This is a genomic window from Streptomyces sp. NBC_00178 (assembly GCF_036206005.1).
In the GTDB taxonomy this organism is placed as follows: Bacteria; Actinomycetota; Actinomycetes; order Streptomycetales; family Streptomycetaceae; genus Streptomyces.
The window spans coordinates 2,266,346-2,290,419 of the sequence record NZ_CP108143.1; the positions used below are offsets into that span (position 1 = coordinate 2,266,346).

The 24,074-nt window shown below is 70.4% G+C and carries 23 protein-coding genes, 1 tRNA gene and 1 pseudogene; 11 read left to right on the plus strand and 14 right to left on the minus strand.

The genetic code is table 11. The features are described 5' to 3' along the window. Positions 1-11: 11 nt before the first annotated feature. Together OHT61_RS09805 and OHT61_RS09810 are read right to left on the minus strand one after the other, a co-directional pair. Positions 12-512 carry a DUF7144 family membrane protein gene (locus tag OHT61_RS09805; RefSeq protein WP_329036920.1) on the minus strand — a complete coding sequence of 167 codons (501 nt, stop codon included), beginning with the start codon at positions 510-512 and terminating at the stop codon, positions 12-14. Positions 513-645: 133 nt separating this feature from the next. After that, a complete protein-coding gene (locus OHT61_RS09810) occupies positions 646-861 on the minus strand; it encodes a hypothetical protein (protein WP_329036922.1) in 216 nt (71 codons plus the stop codon). A 167-nt stretch (positions 862-1,028) separates the two neighbouring features. Between OHT61_RS09810 and OHT61_RS09815 the strand changes: the two genes are divergently transcribed. The 5 genes from OHT61_RS09815 to OHT61_RS09835 all read left to right on the plus strand — a co-directional run bounded on the left by OHT61_RS09815 (position 1,029) and on the right by OHT61_RS09835 (position 6,218). Beyond that, the gene (locus OHT61_RS09815) at positions 1,029-1,658 is read left to right on the plus strand and encodes a flavoprotein (protein WP_329036927.1); all 630 of its coding nucleotides are present in this window, start codon (positions 1,029-1,031) and stop codon (positions 1,656-1,658) included. 10 nt (positions 1,659-1,668) lie between these two features. Continuing rightward, the gene (locus tag OHT61_RS09820; protein WP_329036929.1) at positions 1,669-2,181 is read left to right on the plus strand and encodes a hypothetical protein; all 513 of its coding nucleotides are present in this window, start codon (positions 1,669-1,671) and stop codon (positions 2,179-2,181) included. A gap of 118 nt (positions 2,182-2,299) precedes the next feature. Beyond that, positions 2,300-2,734: a hypothetical protein gene (locus OHT61_RS09825; RefSeq protein ID WP_329036932.1), complete on the plus strand. Its 435-nt coding sequence runs from the start codon at positions 2,300-2,302 to the stop codon at positions 2,732-2,734. Between the two features lie 212 nt (positions 2,735-2,946). Further along, complete coding sequence (locus tag OHT61_RS09830; protein ID WP_329036935.1) at positions 2,947-5,604, plus strand: hypothetical protein; 2,658 nt, start codon at positions 2,947-2,949, stop codon at positions 5,602-5,604. Next, positions 5,601-6,218 carry a hypothetical protein gene (locus tag OHT61_RS09835; protein ID WP_329036937.1) on the plus strand — a complete coding sequence of 206 codons (618 nt, stop codon included), beginning with the start codon at positions 5,601-5,603 and terminating at the stop codon, positions 6,216-6,218. The genes OHT61_RS09830 and OHT61_RS09835 overlap by 4 nt, the downstream gene beginning before the upstream one ends. A gap of 463 nt (positions 6,219-6,681) precedes the next feature. On the opposite strand, the gene OHT61_RS09840 is transcribed toward OHT61_RS09835, so the two are convergent. Continuing rightward, positions 6,682-8,268, minus strand: a complete 1,587-nt coding sequence (locus tag OHT61_RS09840; protein WP_329036939.1) for a PspA/IM30 family protein — start codon at positions 8,266-8,268, stop codon at positions 6,682-6,684. Between the two features lie 140 nt (positions 8,269-8,408). Here OHT61_RS09840 and OHT61_RS09845 point away from each other — a divergent pair. Then, positions 8,409-8,774, plus strand: a pseudogene (locus tag OHT61_RS09845) (tyrosine-type recombinase/integrase); the annotation flags it as partial. Positions 8,775-8,842: 68 nt separating this feature from the next. Here the strand turns inward: OHT61_RS09845 and OHT61_RS09850 are convergent. After that, positions 8,843-8,917: transfer RNA gene (locus OHT61_RS09850), tRNA-Val, on the minus strand. Positions 8,918-9,139: 222 nt separating this feature from the next. On the opposite strand from OHT61_RS09850, the gene OHT61_RS09855 reads away from it, so the two are divergent. From OHT61_RS09855 to OHT61_RS09870, 4 genes are all read left to right on the plus strand, one after another. Beyond that, positions 9,140-9,913, plus strand: coding sequence for a DUF4097 family beta strand repeat-containing protein (locus OHT61_RS09855; RefSeq protein WP_329036941.1), 774 nt, complete (start codon positions 9,140-9,142; stop codon positions 9,911-9,913). A 70-nt stretch (positions 9,914-9,983) separates the two neighbouring features. Further along, positions 9,984-11,351, plus strand: coding sequence for a hypothetical protein (locus OHT61_RS09860; protein WP_443049390.1), 1,368 nt, complete (start codon positions 9,984-9,986; stop codon positions 11,349-11,351). A gap of 309 nt (positions 11,352-11,660) precedes the next feature. After that, the gene (locus OHT61_RS09865) at positions 11,661-12,233 is read left to right on the plus strand and encodes a DUF4383 domain-containing protein (protein WP_329036944.1); all 573 of its coding nucleotides are present in this window, start codon (positions 11,661-11,663) and stop codon (positions 12,231-12,233) included. 9 nt (positions 12,234-12,242) lie between these two features. Further along, complete coding sequence (locus OHT61_RS09870; protein ID WP_329036947.1) at positions 12,243-12,458, plus strand: FmdB family zinc ribbon protein; 216 nt, start codon at positions 12,243-12,245, stop codon at positions 12,456-12,458. A 168-nt stretch (positions 12,459-12,626) separates the two neighbouring features. Here OHT61_RS09870 and OHT61_RS09875 read toward each other — a convergent pair whose 3' ends face one another. The 4 genes from OHT61_RS09875 to OHT61_RS09890 all read right to left on the minus strand — a co-directional run bounded on the left by OHT61_RS09875 (position 12,627) and on the right by OHT61_RS09890 (position 18,044). Further along, entirely contained in the window at positions 12,627-13,286 is a 660-nt protein-coding gene (locus tag OHT61_RS09875; RefSeq protein ID WP_329036950.1) for an O-methyltransferase, read from the minus strand. Between the two features lie 203 nt (positions 13,287-13,489). Then, the gene (locus OHT61_RS09880) at positions 13,490-14,368 is read right to left on the minus strand and encodes an HAD family hydrolase (protein WP_329036952.1); all 879 of its coding nucleotides are present in this window, start codon (positions 14,366-14,368) and stop codon (positions 13,490-13,492) included. Next, positions 14,365-16,812, minus strand: a complete 2,448-nt coding sequence (locus OHT61_RS09885; RefSeq protein WP_329036955.1) for a phosphoribosyltransferase — start codon at positions 16,810-16,812, stop codon at positions 14,365-14,367. The genes OHT61_RS09880 and OHT61_RS09885 overlap by 4 nt, the downstream gene beginning before the upstream one ends. Before the next feature lie 71 nt (positions 16,813-16,883). Further along, complete coding sequence (locus OHT61_RS09890; protein ID WP_329036957.1) at positions 16,884-18,044, minus strand: HpcH/HpaI aldolase/citrate lyase family protein; 1,161 nt, start codon at positions 18,042-18,044, stop codon at positions 16,884-16,886. Between the two features lie 210 nt (positions 18,045-18,254). On the opposite strand from OHT61_RS09890, the gene OHT61_RS09895 reads away from it, so the two are divergent. Beyond that, positions 18,255-19,145, plus strand: coding sequence for a TerD family protein (locus tag OHT61_RS09895; RefSeq protein WP_329036959.1), 891 nt, complete (start codon positions 18,255-18,257; stop codon positions 19,143-19,145). Between the two features lie 33 nt (positions 19,146-19,178). Here the strand turns inward: OHT61_RS09895 and OHT61_RS09900 are convergent, their stop codons facing one another. From OHT61_RS09900 to OHT61_RS09925, 6 genes are all read right to left on the minus strand, one after another. After that, positions 19,179-19,913: a TerD family protein gene (locus OHT61_RS09900; protein WP_329043177.1), complete on the minus strand. Its 735-nt coding sequence runs from the start codon at positions 19,911-19,913 to the stop codon at positions 19,179-19,181. A gap of 161 nt (positions 19,914-20,074) precedes the next feature. Further along, positions 20,075-21,223, minus strand: coding sequence for a DUF475 domain-containing protein (locus OHT61_RS09905; RefSeq protein WP_329036960.1), 1,149 nt, complete (start codon positions 21,221-21,223; stop codon positions 20,075-20,077). A gap of 48 nt (positions 21,224-21,271) precedes the next feature. Continuing rightward, positions 21,272-21,847, minus strand: a complete 576-nt coding sequence (locus OHT61_RS09910; protein WP_014156474.1) for a TerD family protein — start codon at positions 21,845-21,847, stop codon at positions 21,272-21,274. A gap of 148 nt (positions 21,848-21,995) precedes the next feature. Then, complete coding sequence (locus tag OHT61_RS09915; protein WP_329036966.1) at positions 21,996-22,571, minus strand: TerD family protein; 576 nt, start codon at positions 22,569-22,571, stop codon at positions 21,996-21,998. Positions 22,572-22,786: 215 nt separating this feature from the next. Beyond that, positions 22,787-23,245: a peroxiredoxin gene (locus tag OHT61_RS09920; protein WP_329036968.1), complete on the minus strand. Its 459-nt coding sequence runs from the start codon at positions 23,243-23,245 to the stop codon at positions 22,787-22,789. A 166-nt stretch (positions 23,246-23,411) separates the two neighbouring features. Further along, complete coding sequence (locus OHT61_RS09925; RefSeq protein WP_329036970.1) at positions 23,412-23,849, minus strand: DUF3052 domain-containing protein; 438 nt, start codon at positions 23,847-23,849, stop codon at positions 23,412-23,414. Between the last annotated feature and the right edge of the window lie 225 nt (positions 23,850-24,074).

The window sequence follows — 24,074 nt, forward strand, 5'->3', positions numbered from 1 at the left end:
CACGGGTCACGTCAGTAGGCCCCCTTCGGCCGGTCCGTGCCGTCCGCACGGTCGGTGTGGTGCGTGTGGTGCGTGTGGTCCGTGCACAGGGCCCAGATCACGAACGCGTCGATCGCGATCGAGACGATCGCCCAGACCGGCTGGTAGGGCAGCCAGATGAAGTTGGCGATGATGTTCAGGGCGGCGAGACCGACACCCGCGCCACGGGCCCAGACGGAGCCCTTCAGGATGCCCAGGCCGACGATCACGAGGATCACGCCGAGGACCAGGTGGATCCACCCCCACGACGTCACGTTGAAGGCGAACGTGTAGTTGTTGACGACCGCGTAGACGTCGTCCGTGGCGATGCCCGCGATCCCCTTGAAGACGGACAGCAGCCCGTCGACGAGCAGCAGCACCCCGGCGAACATCGTGCCGCCGGCCGCCCAGCCGCCTCCGCCCTGCCCGGTGCCGGTGCCGGTGCCGGTGCCGGTGGGCCGGGGGTTTCCGGGGGTGGGAGCTGACTGAGCCATGGATCCTCCACTCGGCAGACGAACGGCCCGGCAGGTCGGCGGGCAGGACCGACCCTGTGCCAAGGGCGCCCCCGCGACGAGCCGGAGGCCCCCGTTCGGGTGACGCGGTCCGGCCGTCGACGGGGCGTCGGACTCACCCCCAGGTGTCGAGGTCACCGCCCCGCCACTCGATCAACTCCGGCTGGTCGAGGTCGATGTCACCGGCGCCCGGGGCGAACCCGGCCTGCCGCAGCAGGGAGGCGACCTCCCCGCGCCCGTGCGCCAGCCCGACGATCCGGCCGTGCACCGTGACGCGCCGGCCTCCCGTCGACGAGGGCGGATAGACGATCACGGGGCGGTGTCCGGACATGCCTCCACGGTCCCCCGTGCCCCGCCCGCGCGCATCCCGGACCGTGTCGGGGGCGCGGGATCCCCGCGCAAGGCGCACCCCCGCAGGGGGAACCCGTCTGCCGTACGGCCGCGGGCTCTGCTGTACTGCTGGCAGTGTGGGTACGGCCGGGCGAGCGGGGGAAGAGCATGGACGCGGGCAGCCGTGGGGTACTGGCCGTCGTGGGTGCGGCGGCGGACGGGGTCGAGAGGCTGCGGACCGGCCTGGTCGAGCCGGCCATGGCGCTCGGCTGGACCGTGGCCGTGACCCTGACCCCGAACGCCGGACGGTGGCTGCGGGCGAACGGTGAGGTGGACCGCCTGGAGCGGCTGACGGGCCTGCCGGTGCGCGACACACCACGCCTGCCGGCCGAGCCCCGGCCCCACCCGGTCGCCGACTGCTACGCCGTCGCCCCCGCCAGCGCCGACTTCGTCGCCAAGCTCGCGACGGGCATCGCCGACAACCAGGCCCTGACGCAGGTGGGCGAGGCGCTGGGCACCGTCGGCGTACCCGTCGTGCTCTTCCCCCGGGTGAACGCCGCACACGCGCGGCACCCGGCCTGGGACGGACACCTCGCGGCGCTGCGGAGGGCGGAGGTCGAGGTCGTCCAGGGCGCCGGCGTCTGGACGCTCCACGAGCCGCGCGAGGGACCCGCGGTGCGCGAGCTCCCCTGGTCCGCCGTGCTGGACGCCGTCACGCGGCTGACGGCCCCCGCCCGGGACCCTGACGGGACGCGTGCGGCCGGGAATCCGCCACCCGGGCCCTTGGACCGCCCTTAGGGTCGCACGCATGGGTACTGCCATAGCCACCATGGTCACGGCCGTCGTCGGGGTGCTGGGCACGCTCTCCGCCCCGCTGGTGACCACCTGGGTGACACGACGTCAGCAACTGGCGGACAGTCAGGTCGACGAGGTGAGGCGGAACTTCGAGGACCGGCGCACCGCGTACACCGCGATGAACCGGGCGTCCCGCACCTTCCACACCATGCTGAAGGACGCCCTGCACCGCCTGCGCGACGGCGTCTACACCGAGGACGAACGCACGCGGGTCGAGGAGGCCAGGCGCGACTACCGGGACCGCTACGCCGAGTCGCAGATGATCGTCCCCGAAGTCGTGCTCGCGGCGTCCCGTGAGGTGAACGTCGTCCTGGCCGCCGTCGACGCCGCCGCCAAGCGCATCGACCGCGGCCTCGCCCGGGACGGCGAGAGCGCGGAGCAGGCGCTCATCGACCTGAAGGCCGCGGAGCCCGCGCTCACGGCGATGCGCCGGATCATGCGCGAGGACCTGGGAGTTGCCGACTGACGACGCCCACGAACGCCCCCACGGGCCGCGCGCCGAACGGCGCCCGGACCGCCGTACTCGGGTGGATCTGAGTACGTGCACCCTGTTCCCCGGGGCGGCGGGCCGCGACGCTGTTGCCATGTCCACACGAACCCCGAGAACGACGACTTTCCGGCTGCTGCCCGCCCTCGCCCTCGCCGGCGTCGCCGCGGCCTCCTGGGCCGCCTGGCTGGGCTGGGACCAGCACCGCGATGTCCACCCGGACGGCTCGACGACGGGCCCGTACGAGGCGTGGCAGGTGATCGGGCTGGTGCTGACCTTGCTGGTGGCGGTGTACTGGACGGCCTCCCGAGGCCAGGTCGTGACGGCTGTGGCCGGGATCGGCGCAGGACTGACGGCGTCCGCCGCCTACGACTGGTCGGACGACTCCAGCGGCCTCTTCGCGGTCGGAGTGGCCATGATCCTCATCGGGAGCGTCCTCGTCACCACCGCCGTGTCGCTCGCCGCCGCCGCCCTGCACGGGCACCTGCGCGACCGGAATCGCGGCGGCGGACGGACCGGGGCCGGATCCTGACGGACGCCCCCGCCCCCTGCTCCTCCTCCGGCCCACACCTCCACACGCGGGGCCCGGGGCCCGGCCGCCGGCCGGTGCCCCGGGCCCCGCGCCGCGTGTGGAACCGGTGCACCCGGCTCCCCAACGGGCGCGCTTGGGCCCGGCTTTGGGCCCACGGGCCCATCTGGCGACCGCCCGGGTGACCTAGTCTCGGCGCGGGGGGTGGGACGGGTATGTCCTTCTATGTTGGTGCCACCGGTACGGGCGGAGCGGTTCGCCGCGCCATGCCGCAGCAACTCGTGGTCGCACGCTGGCTCGTGTACGTCCTGTTCGGGGCCACGATCGTCGGCGGCATCGGGCTGCTGCTCGCCGCGGCGCAGGTCGACGCACTGGGCGGCCTGGTGCTCGGCACCCTGCTGTACGCGGCGGCGCCCGGCGTCGCCGGGTGGGTGCTCGCGCGCCGGGCGTGGACGGGCGGCAAGGGGGTCCGCCGAGGGCTCGTCGCCGTACAGGTGTGGCTCGTCCTCGGGGCACTCGCCAACGTGCGGGACGGCTCGCTGCAGGGGCTCACCCAGCTCATGCTGCCCGTCGTGATCCTGGTCTTCCTGTGCACGAAGGACACGCGGGAGTGGTTCGGCTCGGCGCCGTCCGAGCGTCAGGAGCAACCGCCCTTCTCCCTCCCCCACATGCTCACCTGGCGCCGCGACCGGGGGCAGTCGGCGGTGGAGTACACCGGCCTGGTCGTCGTGGTCGCGGCCATCATCGCTGCCCTGGTGCTGAGCGGCGTCGGCGCGCAGATCTCCGGCAGGCTGCAGGAGGCGATCTGCTCCCTGGTCGGGCAGTCCTGCCCGGCGGGCGGCAGCACGACCCAGGCGGACGGGAACACCGAGGAGGGCACGGCCGGCGGTTCCACCCAGGGCGCCGACGGAGGCGCCACGGGCGGCACCACGGGCGGCGGTTCCGGCGGTACGACCGGCGGCGCGGGCGGCAGCACCGGGGGAACGACCGGCGGTTCCACGGAGGGCTCCACCGGTGGCGGGGAGACGGGCGGGGGCACCCAGGACGGCCCCGGCGGCGGACCGCCCGGCTCCGAGGACGACGAGGCCGGGGACCCGACCGACCCGTACGAGCCCATCGGCGACAGCAGCAGGAAGGACGACGGCGACGGGGGCGACGGCGACGACAAGAAGGAGGAGTGCTCCGGCTTCTGGGGCTGCACCGTCGACCAGCTGGGGCAGGTCGGCGAGGGCATCTTCGTCGACGGCATCTGGGGTGACCTCACGGACACCTGGGACACGATCATCCACCCGATCGACAGCATCACGGGCTTCGCGGACTACGGCAAAGTGCTCGGCGACACCTGGACCGAGGGCACCAAGAACGCCGGCGACAAGTGGGACAAGGGCGATTACTGGGACGCGCTGACCGACTGGGGCGGGAGCGGTGTCGACGTCGTGGTGAAGCCGCTGGACGACATGTTCATCGGCGACGACGTACGGGAGACCTGGAACAGGGGCGAGGAGACGCAGGCCGTCAGCAACGTCGTCTGGAACGTCGGCTCGCTGTTCATCCCCGGCTACGGCGAGGCGAAGGCCGCGGCCAAGCTCGGCAAGCTCGGCCGCCTGGGCAAGATCGCGGGAGCGATCACCGAGGCCGTCGACAAGGCGAAGGACGTGACGAAGCGCGCCCGCAAGGCCGCGGACGCGGGTGACGTCAAGGGCGCGCGGGACGCGGCCGACGAGGCCCAGGACATCGCCGACGACGCGAAGAAGAAGGTCGAGGAGGCGGGCGAGTGCAAGCTCGCCGCCTTCGGCGGCGCCCGTCTCGTACCGTACGGCGGCGGGATCCCCCGGCCGCTGGGCGGCCCGGGCGGCGGCACCCTCGTCCTCGCGGCGGCGCCCGGGACGGTCCGTGTGGGCTTCGTCGCCGAGAACGGGACGGAGCCCTGCACGGGCGCCGAGGCGGACGACGCCCGCGAGGCGCAGAAGGAGGCGGACGACGCCGACAGGGCGGCCGACGCCGCCGAACTCGGCGACGTGGCCGCACGGCTCAAGCAGACGATCCTGGACGCGCGCGACAAGCAGAAGACGCCCAAGTCGGACCGCCTCACGCTCAACGAGAAGGGCATCGACAACCTGGTCGCCAAGGCCAAGGACGATCCCGACTACAGCAAGGGCGAGTTCAGCAAGCAGGAGCTGGCCGCCGCGTTGAAGGATCTCGACGGCATGCTCAACAACAAGGCGATCGACACCCAGACGCGGGGGTCCCTGGCGTCCGAGGTGCTCAAGGCGGGCGACCGCCACAAGCTCGCAGAGTCGATGGCCGAGGTACGGGCCGCCCAGCGAGCGGTCTCCGAGGCGGCCGACGGCACCAAGGTGTACGGCGCGGTCGGCGCCAAGAAGGGCCGGCAGTCCGTCGACATGGGCGACGGTACGACGGCCGACGTCAGCGGCGTGGACGACGTGGACGTCCTCTACAAGGGGAAGGACGGCAACGTCCACGCCGTGGAGGTGAAGAACACCGCCAACGCGGCGACCAAGTACACCGTCCCCGCCCAGGCGAAGCGGCTGGCCGAATGGGCCAAGCAGGAGGGCAGCACACCGCCCCGGGTCGCGCGCTACGAGATCGAGCAGCAGAAGGACTGGCACAAGATCTTCGACGGCTACCAGACGGACAGGAGGAACAACGTCACCCCGGGAGGCACACCGGCGCAGACCTTCGCGGAGAACGGCCTCGGCGTACGCATCGCGGGGCAGGACTTCACACCGCAGCAGATCAAGGCGATGGACGACGCGTGGAACGCCAAGAGCGACGCGGACAAGCAGGCGGCCCTGGGCTCCGGCAAGATGAACGACCCCAAGAGCGCGATGGAATACCTGGGAGTCAAGTGACCGCCGAAGCCGACGGGACGCCGCTGCTGCCGCCAGTGCTGCAGGCCTACCCGTACCCCTGGGACAACGCCTTCATCTGGACGTCGGAGAAGGAGGACGAGGAGACCCTCGCCTACGCGCGGGCGGTACTGGAAGCCTGCCTGCCGCCCCGACCGCTCGCCGAACCCGAGCCGCCGGCGGAGGTGGCGGTGCACGACTCCTCCGAGGACGGCTATCCGGAGTGGACCGAGATCCGCACGGTGCTGCGGGAGCGCATGCCGTACGCGCGACACGTGACGGCCGAGCGCATGGCCGACGCCGAGGCCGAGTGCGCCCGCCGGGGGCTCACCACGGCGGACTTCGAAGAGGTCTGGACCCGCCGCATCACGGCCTGGATCGCCGAGCAGACGCTGTACTGGTGCGGCCTCATGGTCGACGACGAAGCCGCCCTCACACCGTGGCTGATGGACCTCGCGGAGCGGTACGCCGAACGCGGGACGGCGGCCGCGACGGCGGTGGGGGCACTCACCTGCACCAGGTCGGCCCCGGAGAGCCGCGCGGCACTGGCGAGGCTCGCCGCGCACGAGGGGCTGCCGACGGAGATCCGCGAGCTGATCGAGGACGGGCGGAGCTGAGAGCCCGGCGTCGGGCGGGCACCGTCGGGGCATCTGCGGCGCTACTGGACGCTGGACCTGTGCGGATGCCCGGCATCGGTGGGACAGGCGAAGACGTTCAGGAGGCGGTCGGGGCCGACCGTGGGCTTAGGTCGGACAGGCGTCGCGCAGGTCCTCCGCCGTGTCCCGTTCCTCGACGGGCATCCAGCTGCCGTCATGGCCGTCCCACTCGCTGCTGCCGACGGTGAGCAGCAGGCCATGGGCGCCGCGCAGGCTTCGCAGTGCACCGGAGAGGGATCGGCGTGTGCCAGGGCGCGGACGGTTTCGAACCGCCGACAAATGCTTTGTAAGTTCGCTCGGCTCAGCTGTATGAGGTCTGCTATCAGGTACTGCCATGCCGCTAGTAACCGCGTAACGCTGCCCTCGTCCACCGGCGTTGATGTCAACCGTGGAGATGCGCCGTATGAGTAGCCCTGCTAGCCAGTCAGTACTTCTTTACGCCTACGTGGTCAACGATGAAGCGACGATTTTCGGGGTCTAGGGCGAAGTGAATGCGTCCGCAATCACTGTGTGAAACCCCGTCCCGCACCTTCACATGCGGCAGGGTGTCATACTGCCTACCCTCGTAGGAGGCCCACCGCATCTTCGGATCCTTCTTAATGGTCAGATCGCTCGTTGCCACTCTCAGCCCATGCTGGGTGGAGAACCACTCGTCAAGGCGCGGCATAGACGGCTGCGGCTGCTCATAGAGGTCCGCTGCCGCCTTGGCAAGCAAGATCAACTGATCAGTCATTTCTTCATGGAAGCGGTACTGATCTGACTTCCAGCTCCGCTCACCGTTGGGCGAAAACACGATCCGGCCCTCCGACGCGGCCTCCAGCGCTCGGTATGTGGGAGCAGAGACGCCCTTCTGCAAGCCAGGGATAGTCGCCCACGGATCCACCGGTGCTGAAGGGACACCAATGGAGACGCGTTCCTGCTCATAGAGCTTGCGCCACCGCGTGGCATCCTCTTCGAACTTAGCCGCGTCAGCAGCCTTGGCCACGTGCTCATCCGCCCGGGCCGCCTCCGATATGGCCAGCCCTTCCCAGTCGCTGACGCTTTCTTCCAGCTCACGTACGCGCTGCTCCAGTGCCGCCCGCTCCGCCGCCGCGTCACCAAGGCGACGCGCCTCCTCCACTTGGGCAGCCGCCCTTCGGGCAGCAGTCGCGCGCGCCGACTGACGCGCCGCGTCCCACCCCCGGTCGGAGCCGCGCGCAAGCACGGACAGGTCCGCCAGAGTCCGCATCCAGTGCTCGACCATTCCTTCGACGGCGATCTCGGGCCGGGAATAGCGCGGATGGGACAGCCGGAGCTCGGGCCAGACCAGAAGAGCCCCGCCATCGGGGACCTGCAGTTCAGGAAGTTCCCGCGAAAGAGCGCGGCTGGTTGCGTAGTTGAGAGTGACGACCTGAGCCAGGCCGGCAAGCTGAGAAGACGCCCGCCTGGCGAGCTGCCACGCTGACTCGTCCCGTGGCTGAATAACCAGAGCGGGCAGCCGGGTGGCGGCCGCCAGCGACTCAGCTAGCACCGAAACCTCCTCACTCTGGCGGATCGGTTCGAACCGACCGGTCACCACCTGGTTCAGAGTGCGCAGACTAAGCGCTTCGTCCCCGCATACCCTGCCCAACACATTCGGCCGGTACAACGACGGGTCTTGGATCGGAGCTAGCCAACCACTCGGGATCTCCTGTCCCATCATGACCCGCAACGACACCTGATCGGAGACCTTGGCCAGCGTCACCTGCGTGACGAACCGTGCGCCACTGTCGATCGGATGCGACAGACGTACCCGCAGCGCCTGAGCAACGTCGCCTGTTTCAACCCACCAGTGCACCTGCCTCTGCTCACGGCCGGGCGGCTTGGCAGCCAGCAGCGCCTCTCCTGTGACGACCAGGTCCGCTGCCGTAGGCCCGCCGCTAGGAGGGCTGTTCAGCCACGATGCAAGATGCTCACGCAGTTGCCCAAGCACGTCAAAGGAAGCTCCACGCGTCGACGACACGTCAAAATCGACCGCATACAGAGGCTGCATCCACACTCCTGTGCACAGCGCGCACTGATCACAACGCCTTTGGCGCAACCGTAGTGCGTGGCCGGCCGCAACTGAACAGATCGATACCCATCAGCATGACCTGGCCTCAAGAGATGGATGGTTCACCGCCCCGCGCGCGACCCAGCAACATCAACAGACTCATGCGGAGACGGTGCTTCGCCACCCGCTCTCAAGGTAGCGACCTAGCCCTGCTGCCGACTGGAGGCACCGGCCGACCGATCGAGCCACGCAGCCTGTACCGCTCGTTCACCCGGGTCGCTGGCACCGCTGGACTCAGCGTGGTCCGGCTGCACGATGCCCGGCACGGCTGCGCGACCCTGCTGACCGCCGCCGGCGTCCCGCCTAGCGTCGTGACGGAGATCCTCGGACACAGTCAGATCGCGGTCACGATGAACATCTATGCCCACGTCGTCCAGGACACGCAGCGCGAGGCCGTGAGTCACCTCGACCGCATGCTGAAGCGGCAGCGTCCCGACCGTGGGTGACCGCGCCCGTTGATGTCAGAAGTAGATGTCAACGGCCCCCAACCATGATCGGTTGGGGGCCTTCGTACTGGTGGGCGCGGACGGTTTCGAACCGCCGACATCTGCTTTGTAAGAGCAGCGCTCTACCCCTGAGCTACGCACCCGTGGATGAGCCAACAGGTTACATGGCCCAGGCCCCTCGGCGGCAATCCCGTTCCTCGCCCTGCGGGCGGGCCCGGCCCGTCCTCCGTACGGGCGTGCGGACGGCCGTCGCCGGGGTACGGGGGCTAGCCCCACCCCGGAGACGGTAGGCGTCCGGATCGTTCCGGGGGCGGTGCTTTCATACGGTGGAGCCACATCGGCCGCGCTCTCAGGGGGACTCGATCATGACCATCCGTACACGACGCACCAAGGCACTCATGGCCGTCGGCGGGGCCGCAATCCTCGTCACGGCACTCAGCGGCTGCGGCAGTACGGACGCGGAGGACGCCCCCGCCGAGCACAAGTCTTTCGCCTTCGGCGGGAAGAACCTCACCATCGACGCCTCCAACTCGACCCTGGAGCTCGTGCCCGCCGACGTGGACCGGATCGAGGTGACCCGTCGCGTCGACGGGTGGGTCTTCCTGGGCAGCGGCCCCGATCCCGTGTGGAAGCTCGACGGGGACAAGCTGACGCTCGACGTGAAGTGCAGCGCGATGATCAGCAACTGCGAGGCCCGGCACGAGGTCAAGGTGCCGCGTGGAGTGGCCCTCTCCGTGGAGGGTGACAACGGCAAGGTGACCGCGGCCGGGTTCACGACGCGGCTGAAGATCTCCGCCGACAACGGCGGGATCACCGTGCGGGACGCCTCCGGACCGCTGGAGCTGGAGAGCGACAACGGGTCCGTCGTGGCCGAGCGCGTCTCGGGGGGCTCCGTGGTCGCACACGCGGACAACGGGTCGATCCAGCTCGGTTTCGCCTCCGTACCGGATCTCGTGGACACCGTCAGCGACAACGGCAGCATCGACATCGACCTCCCTGCGGGGACGGACACGTACGCGGTGTCCGCCCGGGCCGACAACGGTGACGTCTCCGTGAGGGTGCCCCGCAGCGACAGCAGCCGGCATGTGGTGAAGGCGCGCAGCGACAACGGTGAAGTCACCGTCCGAAGCGCGAACTAACCGGCCCGTGTGTTCGTCCTTACTGGTGCGAGAATGAACCGGGCGGGGCGAATCGGCACGGGAGAGGGATGTGACGGCGACACACACGCGGCCGCAGGCGAAAGCGAGTGTTGGTCCCGCCGTGAGGGACGTCCTGATGCTGGCGCTGCTGCCGGTTCCGCTGATCGTCGCGGCCCTGCCGGGCGCGTTCGCCGGTGGGGGGACCCGGCGCTGGTTCGGGGGCCGCGGGGAGAATCAGCGGGCCGACGCCCAGGCCGCGAAGGACGCGGCTGCCTCCGCCTTCTACGAGCTCGACACCGCCCAGCGTGATCTCCAGATCTCGATCGAGACGATCACCGCCGTCGACAGTTCACCCCGCGCCCGCAAGGTGGCGGACGATTTCGCGGCCCTCGGGCGCCGCATCGACCAGGTCAGCCACACCTACATCACCGCCGTCGACGCCCACGACCTGGACCGGGACGATCTGGAGCCCTCGGCCGCGGCCGGCGCGAAATCTCAGCTGACCCGTGCCAAGGACGAGCTGGTGCGGGTGAAGGGCGAGCTCGACCGGTTCGCCGAAGGGCTCGGGACGCTGCTCAACAGCGCGGAGACCCAGCTCGCGCGTCTCGCGCCCGCGGTGGAGCGGGCCCGGCAGGCGTTGCTCGCCGCGAGCAATGCCCTGGACGCCGTGCGCGCGTCCGGGCTGCGCGCGGACGATCTGGCCGCCCGCCTGGCCGCCCTCGCCCCGGAGCTGACCAAGCTCAACCAGGGCGCGGGAAAGCACGGCGTCGCCGAAACCCTTCAGCGCGCGGACCAGGTTCTGCGCGATGCCGAAGCGGTGCGCGCGGAGGCGGACCGCCTCCCGGAACACGCCGCCGAGATCGATCGCAGGCTCGTGTCCCTGCGCACCCGCGCCCAGGCGCTGACGACCCGCTCCGGCCAGGTCGAGCCGGTACTCAGTGAGCTCCGGAGGCGTTTCTCCGCGGCCTGCTGGCAGGACCTGCAGCCGGTTCCCGAGCAGGCGGCGGCCAACGTCCGGCAGGCGGAGGCGAAGCTGGCCGAGGCCGCCGAGGCGCGTGCCGAGCAGCGCTGGGCGGATGCGACGTCCCGGCTCAGCACGGTCCGGGCGCTGCTGAACACGACGGACGAGGCCGTGTCCGCCGCGGGTGACCGGTTGCAGCGGCTCGACGCGGTGGCGAAGAATCCGCAGGCGGAGATCGACCGCACCCGGTTCGCCCTCAGGGACGCCCAGCGCCTTGCCATGGCCGGGCGCAACACGCCCGATCCGCGCCATGCCCGTCCGCTGGACGATGCCGTGGCCCGGCTGGAGCAGGCGATCGCGGGGCTGGAGGGGCGTCATCCCGACTACTGGCACTTCCTGACCGAGACCGAGGCCGTACGGCAGACCGCGACCCGGGTCGTCTCCGCGATCCGCGGGGAGCTGGGCGGCGGTTCCTGACCACGCCGCCGGCCGTGTCCTGACCGCGCCGTCGGCCGTGTACCGGACGGCCGCCGGTCGTGTACCGGACGCGCGTGCCGACCGAGGCCGCGCCGTGCCGGCCGTGTCCTGACCACAGATCCCAGCCGTTCGCTGCGGCCGCTTCCGTCCCCTCCGGCCCGCGTCGCTCGCACCGGCGAAACCGTCCACAGCGCCTCCGAAGAGCAACCGTCCGATTTGTCCTCGGCCGTGGATGGGCCGACCCTTGAGGTACGCAGCGGCTTCCGCTGACGCGTTCCGGTGGCCGCACGCGGCCTGAAGGAGGCCGTCATGGCCACACACGTCCTGCATTCCGCCGGTCGACGCCACAAGGCCATCCGGCTCGACGAACACCTGCCCGTCGACCATCGGCTCAGCCGGTTCTACCGGGTGGGTGCCGGGCTCATGGGCCTCGTACTCGTCGTCTTCGGCATCCTGGGGCTCATCGACCGCATCGGCTTCTTCGACACGGGCGGGGACACGGTCGCCGGGCTCAACACGAACGGCACGCTGAGCGTCCTGTCGATCTGCATCGGGATGCTGCTCTTCATCGGGATGGTCATCGGCGGGAACCTCGCGTCGACCCTCAACATGGTCATCGGCATCGCCTTCGTCCTCAGCGGATTCGTGAATCTGGCGCTGCTGGACACGGACGCGAACTTCCTGGCCTTCGAGATGCAGAACGTGATCTTCAGCTTCATCGTCGGGCTGCTGCTGATGACGTTCGGCATGTACGGGAGAGTGAGTGGCGGGCTGCCCCACGACAACCCGTACTGGCGGGCCCGGCACCCCGAGCAGGCCACGCAGGAGCAGCGACGCCGCCGCACGCCGATGCCCGAGGTGACGAACGGTCCGAGGCTCTAATCTGGGGCCATGCCTCGTTACGAGTACCGCTGCCGCCCCTGCGGCGAGACGTTCGAAGTCAGCCGTCCGATGGCCGAGTCCTCCGCTCCGGCGTCCTGCCCCGCCGGGCACGCGGACACCGTGAAGCTGCTCTCCGCCGTCGCCGTGGGCGGCTCCTCCGGCTCCGCCGCTCCCGCCCCGTCGGGCGGAGGCGGCGGGTGCTGCGGCGGCGGCTGCTGCGGCTGACCCACCGGCGTGGACGTGGACGGCCGGCGGGCGCCCGTACCCCGGTCCGGCAGCCACGCCCCGGCCCGGGCCGGTTCGCACGCCCGCACCCCGGTCCGGCAGCCACGCCCCGGGCCGGCACCGCGCCCGCAGCCCCGTCCGGCACCCCCCGTCGGGCGCGCCGGACGCTCACGTCCGGCGTGACAGCGTCAGCCCGTCCGCCACGGTGAGCAGGACGCTCTCCATACGGGTGTCGGCCGCCACGTGGTCGTTGAACTGCCTGATCGCCGCTGCGGCCCCCGTGGCCAGCGGGTCCGCGACGCGGCCGCCGTAGAGCACGTTGTCGGTGACGACGAGGCCGCCCGCGCGCAGCCTGGGGACCAGTTCCTCCCAGTACGGGATGTAGTTCTCCTTGTCCGCGTCGAGGTAGGCCATGTCGATGTGCGGTTCGGCGGGCATGGCCCGCAGCGTGTCGAGTGCGGGCGCGATCCGCAGGTCGATGCGGTCGGCGACACCCGCCGTGCGCCACGCCTCCACTCCGTACGCCGTCCACTCCTCCGAGATGTCGCAGGCGATCAGCTTCCCGACGGGCGGCAGGGCCTGGGCCATGGACAGGGCCGAGAAGCCGGTGAACGTCCCGACCTCCACGATGTGGCGGGCTCCCGTCAGCCGGACGAGGAAGGCGAGCAGCGGCCCCTGCTCCTGCGCGGACTGCATGCGGGCCTGGCCGGGCAGGTCGGCGTAGGTGGTCTCGACGAGGTCGCGCTGCACCGCGTCCAGCGGGGGGTTGTGGGCCAGCATGTAGGCGTACAGCTCGTCCGTGATCTTGGTTTCGTTGCCCTTGGTCATGTGCGCATCCTCCGGTCGCGACGGCCCGTCCAGCTTGTCCCAGCCGGCCCTGAAGATCGAGTCACGTCGTCCCGGCTCGCTCATCGGGCCCGCCATCCGAGTACGTTCACCAGGTCCACGCCCACGTTCAGGTCGCAGAATCCGGTCTTCGTCCCGTGGCCCTGCCGCACCCCTGTCGTCTGCAACGAGTGGGCGAGTCGCGCTCAGCGCCCCGCACGCACCGGATCGGAGGCGCGCAGGAAGCGGCGCAGGATCTCCTCCCCCGCCCCAACGCCCCGCTCCCTGAGCACTTCGGTGTTGGGCGCCCCCCAGCCGCTGTCGGCGAGCTCGCCGTGGCCCGGGCGCCAGGCGCGGTCGGCCGCGAGCAGCAGGTCGGCGTCCAGGAGCGAGTCACCGGCGGCGAGGGTCTTCGCGGCGCCGCAGCGGCGAGCCACCTCGCGCATCGCGGCGCTCTTGGTGAGCGGCTTCGGTACGGCGTAGATCTTGCGGCCTTGGAGGGAGACGGTCCAGCCCTTGGGGTCGGCCCAGTCCGCGAGTTCCTTGACCCAGCCCTCGGGCAGCGCGCCGCGGTCGACGACGAGGTAGGCGAAGAGGTCCTCGGCGACCCGCTCCTTGAGCAGCCAGGAGGGGTGGCTCGCGGCCTGGAGGTGGGCCCGGACCTCGGCGAGCGAGGCGCATTCCTCGGCGAGCCGGCGGGTGACCCGCTCCTGCCATCGCGGGTCGGAGACGCCGTCGACCAGGATGTGGCCGCCGTTGGCGCAGATCGCGTACCGGGGGGCGGGTCCGGGCAGGTGGATGCGGCCGTACTGCTCGCGGGTCCGGGTGGTGGTCGGTACGAACACGGTGGTGCGGGCCAGTTCGCCCATCAGGGCGGCGGCCGTCTCCGTCATGTAGGAGAGGGGCGCCCGGCCGTAGACCTCCACGCAGAGCAGGCGCGGCGCCCGCTCGTCCGGCATGTCGAGCTGGAGCGCCGCCGCCGAGTAGATGAGCGTGCGGTCGAGGTCACTGGCGACCAGCGTCACGGGGGCGTCCGGCCCTGCGGGTCCGTGCGGGGCGGCGGGCGCGTCCGGGGTGTCGGTCACTTCGCCGTCACCGCCGTGCCGTCGGCGCCGGTCGCGCCGCGGGTGTACTTGGGATGGATCAACCCGACGCAGGTGTAAGGGAGTTCGTCGACCTCCTCGACGGGGACGCCGCGCTGTTCGGCGAGCAGGCGTACGTGGTCGAGGTCGGCGCCGGCTCCCCGCTTCGCGAGGATCTTCCAGGGGACGCGGCGCAGCAGCACCCGGGTCGTCTCGCCCACACCGGGCTTGACCAGGTTCACGTCGTGGATGCCGTACTCCTCGCTGATCCTCTCGACGGCGGCCCAGCCGTCCCAGGTCGGGGCACGGTCGGCGCCGAGCATCTCCTTGGCCTCGGCGTCCACCGCGTCGGCGACCTCGTCGAAGCGGGCGACGACGGTGTCGATGAACAGGCCGGACACGTCGGAGTCCGCGAGTTCGCGGTAGAACTTCGCGCCGTGGAAGTCGTGCGGGCCCACCAGGTCGGAGCGCAGGACGGTGCGGGAGATCAGCCCGGACACCGTGGAGTTGAGGCAGGCCGACGGGATGAGGAAGTCCTCGCGCGTGCCGTAGGTCCGGACGCAGCCGCCCGGGTCGGCCAGTACGGCGATGTCCGGGTTGAAGCCGCCGAACTCCTCCAGGGCAGCGGCGAGTTCACGGGTGATGGCGCCCTTCCCCGTCCAGCCGTCGACGAAGACGACGTCGGCCGGGTCATGGTGGGCGGCGAGCCAGCGCAGCGCGTTGGCGTCGATGCCGCGGCCCCGGACGATGGAGACGGCGTAGTGCGGCAGGTCGAGGCCGTGCCGGTGGAGGGCCCAGCGGCGCATCAGGACGCCGACGGGCGTGCCGGCCCGGGCGAGGGAGACGAGGACGGGCGTCCTGTCGCCGGAACCCGGCCGGGAGGAGGGGGCCTCCGCGAGGATCGTCTCGGTGACCGTGCCGACGGCGCGGGCGATGCGGGCCGCCGAGGTGTCCAGGGCCGCCTTGAACAGTTCCTGGTACTGCGGGGTGGGCTGGTATTCGACGGGCAGCGACTCGGCGTAGTGCGCGCCGCCGCTCTGGATCGCCTCCTCCCGCTCCTCGGTCGGTGCTTCCAGGGCCGTGTCCGAGAGGTCCTGGAGCAGCCAGCCGACATCTTCCGCCGCGTAGGAGGAGAAGGCGGGGCCCCGGAGGGGTTCGGGCAGCATGGCGGCTTCCTGCCTGTGGGAGGTCGGGACGTACGAGGGGACGACGGCGAGCAGCACGCGGTCGGTGTGCGCGGCGAGCGTGGCGAGCAGTCCTCCGGGGGCGTGCAGGGCCTCGGTGTCGGCGGCGGAGTCGACGACGGCGACGACCGCGTCGAAGCCGCCGCCCGCGACGTTGTAGGCGTAGCGGTCGCCGGGGCCGTCGGCGGGGTCGTCGTGGGCCGGGAAGACGAGGCGGCTGCGGATCGCGTAGCCCGGGTCGTCCACGGCGAGGACGGGCGAGCGGGTGGTGGTGGAGTAGCGCACGTCGGCGGTGGTGGCGTCCTCCAGCGCGGTGCCGAGCCGCAGCGGCGCGTACATCAGCTCCTCGAAGCCGAGGACGAGCACGCGCCGGGCGTCGCCGAGCGCGTCGGCGACGCGTCCGGCCATGGCGGGCAGTGCCGCTTCCAGGGCCGCGCGGTGGGCGGGGGTGAAGCCGTGGCGTCCGCCGTCGGGTACGCCGGCGGGCCAGTCGAGTCCGACGCGCACGGGCGCGGTCCGGGGCGCGGGGGCCCCGGGTGCGGCCGGCTCGCTCTCGTGCGCGGCGACGAGGCTGCGGCCCTTCTCCAGTACGCCGTCCGGGAGGCGCACGGTGCCCCGGGCGCGGGCGACCAGGTCGACGCGGGCGCCGATCTCGGCGGCGAACTCGGCGAGCCTCCCCTGGTCGGCCTCGGAACGCATGTCGACCAGCGCGACGATGACGTAGCGGTCCCGCGGGAAGCGCGCGTGCAGGGCCCGGATGGTGTTGAGCACGGTGTTGCCGGTCGAGAACTCGTCGTCCACCAGGACGAGCGGCGCACCGTCCTCGGTGTTCCGCAGGAGGTCGGGGTTCTCGGGCAGCAGCAGGTGGGAGGTGGCGTGGGAGTGCGCCTCCTCGAAGCCGCCGGCCTGCGCGACGCCGGTGACGGGCCGGCGCGTCGAGTGGAGGTACGGGGCGGTCCCGAGCCCGTCGGCCACGGCGTGCCCGAGTCCGGTCGCCGTCTCCGCGTAGCCGAGGACGACCGCCCGGCGGGCCTCGGCCTCGCCGAGCAGGTTCCTCACCCGTTCGCCCAGCTCGAAGCCGGTGCCGTAGACGACGGACGGGCGCTGGGGCACGTGCTTGCCCAGGACGTTCGACACGAGCAGATGGGCCCGCTTCGGGTTGCGGCGCAGGGCGAGGCCCAGCAGCTCCCGGAGTTCCCCGTCGCCGACGATCTCGATCCCGAGCCGCTCCGCGACCCAGTCACCCGACCACTCCACGTCCACTGCGTCTTCTTCCGGTATGTGCACGGCTTCTTCCCGTGAATGCTCGGCTGTGTGCTCGGCCATGTCCGTGATCAGTCCGTCAGGCCAGCGGCCAGGAGCTCCACGAACCCGACGTCCTCCCGCGCCACGCCGAAGACCTCGGCCCGCTGCAGGGTCCGTTCCGCCCAGGCGCGGTGCGGTTTCACTTCGTTCATCTTGTTCGTGTACGCCGAGCGCAGCACCCCGCCGCCGCCCCGTTCGGGCCGCAGGATGTCCTGGGCGTCGCTGTACTCCTCGTGGCTGACGACGGACAGCGCGTGGACGGGCAGCACGTGGGAGGGGTGGATGCAGGTCTTGCCGAGCAGTCCGTTGGCCCGGTCCAGTTCGATCTCGCGCAGCAGCCCGTCGAGGTCGTGCTCGATCAGGGCGGTGCGCAGCTTCTCGGCCTGTCCCACGAAGGGGCTGCGGCGCAGCTGGGGCTTGAACATCCGCTCCTGGAGGCGGAAGTACTCCCAGACGGGTCCCGTGATGGTGAAGCCGGTGCCGTCCGCCCTGCCGAGGACGTTGACGACGTCGCCGATGACCGCGCCGACGATCTGGACGTCGTACGCCGTCATGTCGGGTGCGCGGCGCAGCCCGTAGGCGGAGCAGAAGTCGGTGACCCCGAGCCGGAGCGCCAGGATCCGCTCCCGGTACTTGTCCACGGTGCGGGCGATCCCCCGCAGGGTCTCGCTCCTGGTCTCCAGGTGCAGCAGTTCGGGGGATTCGAGGACGGGCATGGCGAAAAGCCGGTGCCCGCTCTCCGCCTCGGCCTCGGTGAGGGCTTCGAGGAACAGCTCGCCCCGCTCCTCCGTGAACTTCGGAAGTACGAATCCGGACAACAATCGGACGGAGCTGCCGAGCCGGCGCACGAGGTCGGAGATCTGCTGCGGCTCGCGGACCCTGATGAAGAGCAGTGGCACGTCGACGGCCCGCTCCTCGAGTGCGGCGAACTGCCGGACGAGGTTGGCCTCGGCGTCCACCACTTCGGCGTCGTCGATGGAATCCTCCAGGCAGAGGACCATGGAGACGACCCCGAGGCTCACCTGCTTGACGATGTCGTCGGCGAGCCTGGGCCGTGTGGCCGGGCTGTAGAGAGTGGCTCCCAGGGCCGCGGACAGCACCTGGGCCGAGGAGCCCGCAGTGAAGGCGCACGGCTCTCTGAAGAACAGGCCCTCTCGGACAGCGGGCGAGATGTGCCCGAAATGACGCATGTGTTTCCCCCGTACTGCCAGATAGACCGGACATCGTATGGCCGGTAATAGTACGTTCGGACAGGTGTCGCCGGTTCCCCGCGCATATGAACTTCGGGTAACCCCGGTGTATCCCGTACCCGCGCGGCGCGCCTTCGTGCCTGGCCCGGGCGCCGCCTGGCCTACTGGTTCGTACCCCCGCGTTGTCCGGGTGCCCCACCAGCAGGCAGGATGACCGCCATGACGCACGCGATGCTGAAGGGCTCGAACGTCCCTCTCGACGCCATGGCCGTACGGGCCGTGCTGCACTGGACGCCCGGCGCGGGCGTGCCGGACGTGGACGCCTCCGCGCTTCTGCTGGGTTCCTCCGGTCGGGTGCGTTCCGACGAGGACTTCGTCTTCTACAACCAGCCGCGGCACCCCTCCGGCGCCGTGCGACGGCTGCCCAAGCGGAGCTCGCCCGAGGGGCTCACGGACACCATCGAGGCGGACCTCTCCGCCCTCGACCCGTCCGTGGACCAGGTGATCATCGCGGCGTCCTGCGACGAAGCCGCTTTCGAGAACGTACGTGACCTGCGGATATCGCTGTACGACGCGGCGTCGGCGGACGGCGGGCCGCTCGCGGTCTTCGACGTGCGCGCGGAGACCGGCGAGGAGACGGCCGTCATCTGCGGCGAGCTCTACCGGCGCGGCGAGGGCTGGAAGTTCCGTGCCGTGGGCCAGGGCTACCCCACGGGGCTCGTCGGGCTGGCCACCGCGTTCGGCATCTCCGTGGACGAGGCCGAGGCGGCCGCCGAGCCGGGACCCGCGGCCGAGCCCGGAACCGCCGCCGGGAGCGACGCGTCCACCCGGACCCTGCCGGAGCCCGGCGCGCCCGAGGCCGACAGCCAGGCCACGGTGCAGCACCAGCAGCCCGCCTACGGCTACCCGCAGCCGTCCTCGGCGGGCCCGGGCTCCTACGGCTACCCCCAGCCCTCGACGGCGGGCGGGCCCGCGTACGGCTACCCGCAGCCCTCGGACCGGCCGGCCTACGGCTACCCGCAGCCGGCGGCGGCCGCCGCACACGCGGCCGACCCGAATTTCGTGCTGCCCCCGCAGGGCCCGCAGTTCCTCCGGTCCTGAACCGGCGCCGCGGATGCCCTCGACGGTGCGCACTCAGGCCCGCGTCTTGTAGCCGCGCCCCCACTGCATGCCGAAGCCGTACATGCGGTCCAGTTCCGACTGGAAGCCGTAGACGAACTTGACCTCGCGCCGCACGACCAGCTCGCCCTTGGTGTTGTCCACGGTGAACACCGCGCACGAACGGGCCTGCGGCGCGCGCTCGTCCAGCTCGATCTCGATGCGCGGGCCGTTGCCCGGGTAGAGCGTCACCTTGGCGTGCGTACGGTCGAAGGCCGGGGTCTGGTCGTAGATGTAGACGAAGAACAGCAGGCGCTTGATCTCGTCGCGCTTGTCGAGGTTCACGTAGACGGTCTCGCCCGACGGCGCCCCGAAGCGGTCGTCCCCGCTGAGCCGGATGTACGGCGCCGCGTTCAGGTCGCCGATCAGGTTGCCCAGCGGCTGCACCACGCCCTTGGTGCCGTCCGCGAGTTCGTACATGCAGCCGAGGTCGAGGTCGACGTTGACCATGCCCTGGGTGTGGGCCTGGACCACGTCGGGCTTGAAGAGTTTCAGCGGGCGCAGCAGCCGGCCGCTCTGCCGCGACCTCCCCCCGATGTCCGAGGTGCGCATGCGCCACGACAGGTTGACGCGCAGGTTGCCCGACAGCGCGCCCTGCTTCGTCAGCGAGACCGTCGCGTTGCGCCGGGAGAGCACGATCGAGTTCGTCGCGGAGCTACCCGACTCGAACTGCGCCGCGCGACCCGGAAACAGGCCGTCCCAGAAGGCCATCCCAACCCCCATGCATCCGTAGTACTTCCCGACCCCGCGCCCTGTACGGCCCGTGCGCCCCGCACGTCACTGCGGGGCGGCCACCGGGCCGGTTCCGGGTGTTCCCGGAACCGCCGACGTGGGCCGCCCCGCAGAGAGAGCGTTCCTCAATCCCTGCCGGGTCACACCCCGGAGGAGACTTCCGCCTTGGAATCGGAGCCGCCGCCGTCGCCGCCGGCCGCAGCGATCGCCTTGTTGCGCCGGACCGAGGACCAGAACGACCAGGCGATCAGGACGACGCCGACGAGACCGGTGATGATCTCGTTGATCTCGTACCGGATGGTGACGAGCAGGATGATCGACAGGGCGCCGATCGCGTAGTGCGCGCCGTGCTCCAGGTAGACGTAGTCGTCCAGGGTGCCCTGGCGCACCAGGTACACGGTCAGCGAACGGACGTACAGGGCGCCGATGCCGAGGCCGAGGGCCATCAGCACGATCTCGTTGGTGATGGCGAAGGCGCCGATGACGCCGTCGAACGAGAAGGACGCGTCGAGGACCTCGAGGTAGAGGAACATGAAGAACGCGGCCTTGCCGGCCAGTGCCACCGCGGCGACCGGCTTCCCGGACCTCTTGGCCTCTTCCTCCGCCTCGTGCTCGCGCTCCTCCTCCTCCTCGAGCTTGTTCTCGAAGAATCCGGACAGGCCGCCGACCACGAGATAGGTGATCAGACCGGCGACACCGGAGAGCAGCACGGTCGACGTCTTGTCGGCGTGCCCGCCACCGTGCTGGTGGGCCTGGGTCGCGAACGTGAGCGCGCTGACCAGCAGGACGATGAGCGCGACGCAGACCGACAGCATGTCGACCTTGCCGAGCTTCGCGAGCGGACGCTCGATCCAGCGCAGCCACTGGATGTCACGGTCCTCGAAGATGAAGTCGAGGAAGATCATGAGCAGGAACATGCCACCGAAGGCGGCGATCGACGGATGGGCGTCCGTGACCAGTTCCTTGTACCTGTCGGGGTCGTTGAAGGAGAGGTCGACGGCCTCGATCGGGCCCAGCTTGGCGCTGATGGCGACGATCACGACGGGGAAGACCAGCCGCATACCGAAGACGGCGATGAGAACACCGATGGTGAGGAAGATTCTCTGCCAGAAGGCATTCATCTTCTTCAGGATCCCGGCGTTGATCACCGCGTTGTCGAAGGACAGCGAGATCTCGAGGACCGACAGGATCGCGACGACGCCGAATGCCTGCCACCCCCCGTAGAACACCGCTGCGACCAGGCCGAGCGCGGTGAACGCGATCGACCAGCCGAAGGTTTTCAGAAGCACTGGCTACCCCATCGTGTATGTAACGGGTCCCCCGCGCCGTGCGCGGCTTTACGAAACGTTGACCCCGAAGTCTAGAGCGATGCCCCGGAGCCCTGACGCGTACCCCTGTCCCACCGCACGGAATTTCCACTCCCCGCCGTAGCGGTAGAGCTCACCGAAGATCATCGCCGTCTCCGTGGAGGCGTCCTCGGTGAGGTCGTAGCGTGCCAGTTCCTGACCGTCCGCCTGGTTCACCACACGGATGAAGGCATTGCTGACCTGTCCGAATGTCTGCCCACGATTGTCGGCTTCATGGATCGAGACCGGAAAAAGAATCTTGTCGCAGTGCGCGGGGACCTGCGTCAGGTTCACGATGACGGACTCGTCGTCGCCGTCACCCTCACCGGTGAGGTTGTCGCCGGTGTGCTCGACGGACCCGTCGGGGCTGGTGAGGTTGTTGTAGAACACGAACCACTCGTCGCCGAGGACCCGGCCCGACTGGCACAGCAGCGCGCTGGCGTCGAGGTCGAAGTCGGCTCCCGTCGTGGATCGTGCGTCCCAGCCGAGCCCGACCAGCACCTGCGTGAGATTGGGTGCGGCCTTGGAGAGGGAGACGTTGCCTCCCTTGGCGAGCGTGACGCCCATGGTGTGTCCTCCCCGAGTCGATGGACGGTCGTTCTGGCGGCAGGCGCCTGCCGGACGCGGGGCGCTCTGCCCAGAGCGTCCGGCGCCGCACGTGGTGCGACGCCGGACGCGGTGGAGCCGGAGGGTCCGGAGCTTCCCCCGGACCGGATCAGACGTTGACGCCGAAGTCCTGCGCGATGCCGCGCAGACCCGAGGCGTACCCCTGGCCGATGGCGCGGAACTTCCACTCCGCGCCGTTGCGGTAGAGCTCACCGAAGACCATCGCGGTCTCCGTCGAGGCGTCCTCGCTCAGGTCGTAGCGCGCGAGTTCGCTGTTGTCGGCCTGGTTCACCACGCGGATGTAGGCGTTGCGCACCTGGCCGAAGCTCTGCTGGCGGGTCTCGGCCTCGTAGATCGAGACCGGGAAGACGATCTTGTCGACGTCGGCCGGGACACCGGCGAGGTTGACCTTGATGACCTCGTCGTCGCCCTCGCCCTCACCGGTGAGGTTGTCACCGGTGTGCTCGACGGAGCCGTCGGGGCTCTTGAGGTTGTTGAAGAAGACGAAATTCCCGTCGCTGCCGACCTTGCCCTCGGTGTTCGTCAGCAGAGCGCTGGCGTCGAGGTCGAAGTCACCGCCGGTGGTCGTACGGGCATCCCAGCCGAGACCGACGATGACCGCGGTCAGGTTCGGCGCGGCCTTGGTCAGCGAGACGTTGCCGCCCTTGCTGAGGCTGACTCCCACGAGTCCTCCAAAAGTTTTGAGAGGGCCGGCAGACACCAGCACCCCCGTCGTGCGTTGGCATCGGATCAACGAATGGATCCTAGTGACCGGTTCCCGGCCAAAACAGGCTTTTGGCCGGTCGCCGCCAGGAGATCCCCGGATCCGGCAGGGCACAAACCCCGGATCCCGCACATCACGGACCCCGTCGCCGCGGGAGGCGGGCCGGGCCCCCCGGGTCAGATCGAGTCGAGCGCCTTGACGTAGTCCTTCAGGTCACGCGCGTCGGGGAGGCCGTTGACGACGGTCCAGCGGACCACGCCCTCCTTGTCGATGACGAAGGTGCCGCGCACCGCGCAGCCCTTCTCCTCGTCGAAGACGCCGTAGGCGCGCGACGCGGCGCCGTGCGGCCAGAAGTCCGACAGCAGCGGGTACTCCAGGCCCTCCTGCTCGGCGAAGACGCGCAGGGTGTGGATCGAGTCGTTGGAGACGGCGAGCAGCTGGGTGTCGTCGTTCTCGAACCGCGGCAGCTCGTCGCGGAGCGCGCAGAGCTCGCCCGTGCAGACGCCGGTGAAGGCGAACGGGTAGAAGACCAGCACGACGTTCTTCTCGCCGCGGAAGTCGGCGAGCCGCACGGTCCGCCCGTGGTTGTCCTTCAGCTCAAGATCCGGAGCCTGTGTACCGACCTCGATCGCCATGAAACGCATCCCTTCACCGGCGTGACGACTTTCCCGGCATGGGCCGTCCGGGTGACACCCACCCTACGCAGCGGCCCTCCGGAACACGGTCAGGCCCCACCGGCGCGTACGAAGGCCCCCGGCGGCGTGATGCCGTCCGGGGGCCCCGGTGGTGTTGGAAGAGTCCTCAGCGCTTGGCCTTGGCCCCCTTGGGGGTGACCAGACGGCTGCCCGTCCAGTCCTTGCCCGCGCTGATGCTCTTGGTCTGGGCGAGACCAGCTGTCTGGGCAGCCTCGTTGATGTCGCTCGGTTCGACGTATCCGTCGCGGCCGGTCTTGGGGGTCAGCAGCCAGACCGCCCCACCGTCCTCGATCAGACCGATGGCATCCACCAGCGCGTCCGTAAGGTCGCCGTCCTCGTCACGGAACCAGAGCAGGACGACGTCGGCGACGTCGTCGTAGTCCTCGTCGACGAGATCCTGGCCGATTGTGGCCTCAATGCCCTCACGGAGCTCCTGCTCGACGTCGTCGTCGTAGCCGATCTCCTGGACCACCTGTCCGGGTTCGAACCCAAGCCTCGCGGCCGTGTTGGTCCGTTCCTCCGCGTGGTCCGCGGTCGCGCTCACGGGTTGCCTCCTGATCATGTTTCGGAAAATGCTTCAGCCACGCGCGTGCGCGGGGCATTGGCCGTAGTCCACACGGGCTCGGCGAATCGCGCAAGTACCCGGCGTCCGAGACCGCCTGAACGGTGACGTTCCCTGCCACGTCGCCGCTGTGTCCGGCATGTCTCCTGCGGGCCCGGAAAAGGAGTCCGGACCCTTTACGTCCTTCCTCAGCTTATGCCGTTTCGC

Bases quoted from the DNA above. Each gene is read 5' to 3' on its own strand.
- OHT61_RS09910 (WP_014156474.1), bottom strand. From the start codon at position 21,847: ATGGGCGTCACGCTCGCCAAGGGAGGCAACGTCTCCCTCTCCAAGGCC.
- OHT61_RS09855 (WP_329036941.1), top strand. From the start codon at position 9,140: ATGACCATCCGTACACGACGCACCAAGGCACTCATGGCCGTCGGCGGG.
- OHT61_RS09830 (WP_329036935.1), top strand. From the start codon at position 2,947: ATGTCCTTCTATGTTGGTGCCACCGGTACGGGCGGAGCGGTTCGCCGC.
- OHT61_RS09870 (WP_329036947.1), top strand. From the start codon at position 12,243: ATGCCTCGTTACGAGTACCGCTGCCGCCCCTGCGGCGAGACGTTCGAA.
- OHT61_RS09810 (WP_329036922.1), bottom strand. From the start codon at position 861: ATGTCCGGACACCGCCCCGTGATCGTCTATCCGCCCTCGTCGACGGGA.
- OHT61_RS09900 (WP_329043177.1), bottom strand. From the start codon at position 19,913: ATGGCCTTCTGGGACGGCCTGTTTCCGGGTCGCGCGGCGCAGTTCGAG.
- OHT61_RS09825 (WP_329036932.1), top strand. From the start codon at position 2,300: ATGTCCACACGAACCCCGAGAACGACGACTTTCCGGCTGCTGCCCGCC.
- OHT61_RS09890 (WP_329036957.1), bottom strand. From the start codon at position 18,044: ATGCGTCATTTCGGGCACATCTCGCCCGCTGTCCGAGAGGGCCTGTTC.
- OHT61_RS09815 (WP_329036927.1), top strand. From the start codon at position 1,029: ATGGACGCGGGCAGCCGTGGGGTACTGGCCGTCGTGGGTGCGGCGGCG.
- OHT61_RS09875 (WP_329036950.1), bottom strand. From the start codon at position 13,286: ATGACCAAGGGCAACGAAACCAAGATCACGGACGAGCTGTACGCCTAC.
- OHT61_RS09805 (WP_329036920.1), bottom strand. From the start codon at position 512: ATGGCTCAGTCAGCTCCCACCCCCGGAAACCCCCGGCCCACCGGCACC.
- OHT61_RS09820 (WP_329036929.1), top strand. From the start codon at position 1,669: ATGGGTACTGCCATAGCCACCATGGTCACGGCCGTCGTCGGGGTGCTG.
- OHT61_RS09895 (WP_329036959.1), top strand. From the start codon at position 18,255: ATGACCGCCATGACGCACGCGATGCTGAAGGGCTCGAACGTCCCTCTC.
- OHT61_RS09920 (WP_329036968.1), bottom strand. From the start codon at position 23,245: ATGGCGATCGAGGTCGGTACACAGGCTCCGGATCTTGAGCTGAAGGAC.
- OHT61_RS09840 (WP_329036939.1), bottom strand. From the start codon at position 8,268: ATGCAGCCTCTGTATGCGGTCGATTTTGACGTGTCGTCGACGCGTGGA.
- OHT61_RS09865 (WP_329036944.1), top strand. From the start codon at position 11,661: ATGGCCACACACGTCCTGCATTCCGCCGGTCGACGCCACAAGGCCATC.